The following is a 2,965-nucleotide window of genomic DNA, read 5'->3' on the forward strand; positions in this document are numbered from 1 at the left end:
CGAGGCTGCGAAACTGAGCCAGGAACTTTCCTCGGCCTTCACGAACCATTTTCGAGAGCTCTGCCTGGTGATCGCAAAAGTAAAGAAACGGTGTTGTCGCGGCGAACTCCTGTCCCTGAAAAAGCATCGGCGTGCCGGGCGCCAGCACAAGCAGCGCCGTCATAGCCTTGTACCGGCCAGCGGTGGCGAGTATGTTCGGGCGCTCGCCGCGGGCGGTGTTCGCAACTTGATCGTGGTTTTGGATGAACCTGACAAACACCGCCGGATCGATGTCGAATGCATTGGTTCCCCGCCGCTGCCGCTGCCACTTGTACCATTGACCCTGGTAAAGGTAACCGAATTTGACTGACGAAATGAACTCTTGCGGCGTGCCTTGGTAATCGCTGTAATACGCCTCGTTCCGTCCGGTCAGAGCGACAAGGGCGCTGTGATGGAAGTCGTCATTCCATAGAGCGTCCAGGCCGTAGCCGCCTTGTTGCCTGGAACGCACCAGCTTAGTATCCTGCGGCTCGTTTTCGGCAATCAGGATGATACCCCGTTGCCCGGCCGCTTGCCGCGCGGCGTACACGATCTCCGACAAGATGTGATTCGACGAGCGGTCATGCATGTCTTGCGTAGCATCCAACCGGAGGCCATCGAAGTGGAACTCATCAATCCAATAGGCCGCGTTGGCGAGAAAGAACTCGCGGACAGGCGCGGAGTTTTGACCATCGAAGTTGATCGCCTCTCCCCAATCCGTCTTGTAGCGTGAAGTGAAGTAATCGGAGGAGAAAGATTTTAAAAAATTGCCGTCGGGACCAACGTGGTTATAAACGACGTCGAGAATTACGCCGAGTTTCTGAGCGTGCGCCTCGTCGACAAACTGCCGTAACTCGTCCGGCTGGCCATAAAGCCAAGTAGGCGCGAAAAAATTCACACCGTCATAACCCCAGCCAAATCGTCCCGGGAAATCGGCGATCGGCATGATCTCGAGAACGGTTATTCCAACGGACGCCAATTCTTTAAGCTGCTCCCGAGCTGCATTCCACGTCCCTTCCTTGGTGAAGGTGCCGACGTGCATTTCATAGAGGACTTGGCCCTCGAGCTTTATGCCAGGCCACGCCGAGTCTGTCCAGGAAAACGCCGCCGGATCGACAACGGCGGAGGCGCCATGCGGACCGTCCGGCTGAAAGCGGGAGGCGGGATCCGGTAATCGGGTTTGTTCATCATCGAGTTGAAATCGATATAGGGTTCCGGCCGTCGCGGAAGGATGGAAACCAGAAAAGTAGCCGCCGCCTTCCTTCGTGAGTTCCACGTCGGAGGGAGAACCGGCGCCACCTTCGAGGGAAACCCGGACATCGCCGGCTACAGGCGCCCAGACTCGAAAATCCACGCCTCCATCCCGGCGGCACTCTGCCCCGATTGGATACCTTCGCTTAATAATGGCCTTTTCCGACGATCGTTTTTAAGAGCAGAGCGTGCTTCTTAATTCTACCGGCAAGCAGCGCGAATACCCACCCTCGGTGTTTTACGAGATAATCAAGATGTGGCAGCGATTAGTGAACGAAAGCCGACTCCGGAGCAGCTACTGCAGCACGTGCAGACCGATGAGGAAGATCAATCGACTGCGCGATTGAAGATTTTTCTCGGCTACGCTTCGGGCGTAGGCAAAAGCTTCCGAATGCTTGATGAAGGCCGGCGCCGGAGTGAGCGCGGTCAAGATGTCGTGGTCGGAGCGATTCAGCCGGACCTGCCGGCGGATATCGCGCAGGCTATCGCGGCGCTCGAGATTATTCCACTGAAACGCGTCGATGGCGTGGCGGTAATGGATATGCCCCTCATCCTGGCGCGCGCTCCGAAGGTGTGTCTGGTGGATGGACTAGCCTACGACAATCCGCCCGGTTCCGTTCACGGCAAGCGCTGGCAGGACGTGGATCAATTGCTCAAAGCGGGTATATCGGTGATCACTTCGGTGAATCTGCAGCATATCGAGGAGAAACGCGAAAAGGTCGAAGCCATCACGGGCAAGCACGTCACCGACACTGTTCCGCTCAGCTTTTTACAGATGGCCGACGAGATCGTGGTGGTGGATGCGCCGCCAGAGAACTGCATGGGCGCCGCCGCGGACGGAAAGCGGAGGCTCACGCAGCATCAGCTATCCGAATTGCGGGAGATCGCGCTGTGGCTGGCCGCCGACGTGGTCGACAAGCAGCTCGAAAGATATTCCGCGCGGCATGGCATCGAGCAACTTTGGGGAACGCAGGAACGCATTTTGATCTGGCTATCGCCGCGCGCGGATTCAAAACGCATGCTCGACAGCGGAGTTAGAAATCGCGATCGTTTCCGTGGAGAGCTCATCGCCACTCATTTGAATCGGCCCGAATGGTCCCCGGAGCAACGTAAGCGCGTGGAAGACGCCGTGGAACTGGCGCGTGGGGTAGGCGCGGAGATTGTCGAGCTGGACGGCGAAGACCCGGTCGAGACATTATTGCGGTTCGCCCAGCAGCGCGGTATTACTCAGATCTTTGTCGGGCACAAAGGCCGGGACAGTTGGTTAGAGCGGTGCTTCGGCAGCGATCTGGACCGGCTTATTCGCGCGGCGGATGGGATCGATGTGCGCGTGTTTCCGCATTCTTAATGAACTAGCGGGCCCTACTTAAGTTTTCGAGGAACGTCCAAAACTCCTTGTTGCCGCGGTACGGCAGAAAGGAATCATCGTGCATGGGATCCGGCAATGTCTCTCCTCGTATGACGTTTGCCTTGCGCCCAAATGCCTCCCGTAGATGTGTTTTAGCATCGGAAAAATTACTCTCCCCGGCATCGGCACAGACGAGGTTGTGGTAATACGACGCGTATCCGGGGTCCTTGGCGATGCCTTTTAGGAAGATGGTGCGGGCTTTCGCAAGGTTGCCAGACATGCCATATCCGATGCCAACCTGATCGGTAAACACCCGCCTAATGGTGGTCTTGTCGCTCAAATGAGCAT

General features: G+C 57.1%; 3 protein-coding genes. 1 reads left to right on the forward strand and 2 read right to left on the reverse strand.

From position 1 onward, the window contains the following. Positions 1–1,372: malto-oligosyltrehalose trehalohydrolase (treZ, locus tag VGK48_20640; protein HEY2383590.1), on the reverse strand; the 1,372-nt coding region annotated here is incomplete at its 3' end. Positions 1,373–1,525: 153 nt separating this feature from the next. Between treZ and VGK48_20645 the strand changes: the two genes are divergently transcribed. After that, positions 1,526–2,617 carry a universal stress protein gene (locus VGK48_20645; protein ID HEY2383591.1) on the forward strand — a complete coding sequence of 364 codons (1,092 nt, stop codon included), beginning with the start codon at positions 1,526–1,528 and terminating at the stop codon, positions 2,615–2,617. 4 nt (positions 2,618–2,621) lie between these two features. On the opposite strand, the gene VGK48_20650 is transcribed toward VGK48_20645, so the two are convergent. Then, on the reverse strand, positions 2,622–2,965 hold a 344-nt coding region (locus tag VGK48_20650), incomplete at its 5' end, for a hypothetical protein (GenBank protein ID HEY2383592.1).

This window comes from Terriglobia bacterium (genome assembly GCA_036496425.1).
In the GTDB taxonomy this organism is placed as follows: domain Bacteria; phylum Acidobacteriota; class Terriglobia; order 20CM-2-55-15; family 20CM-2-55-15; genus 20CM-2-55-15.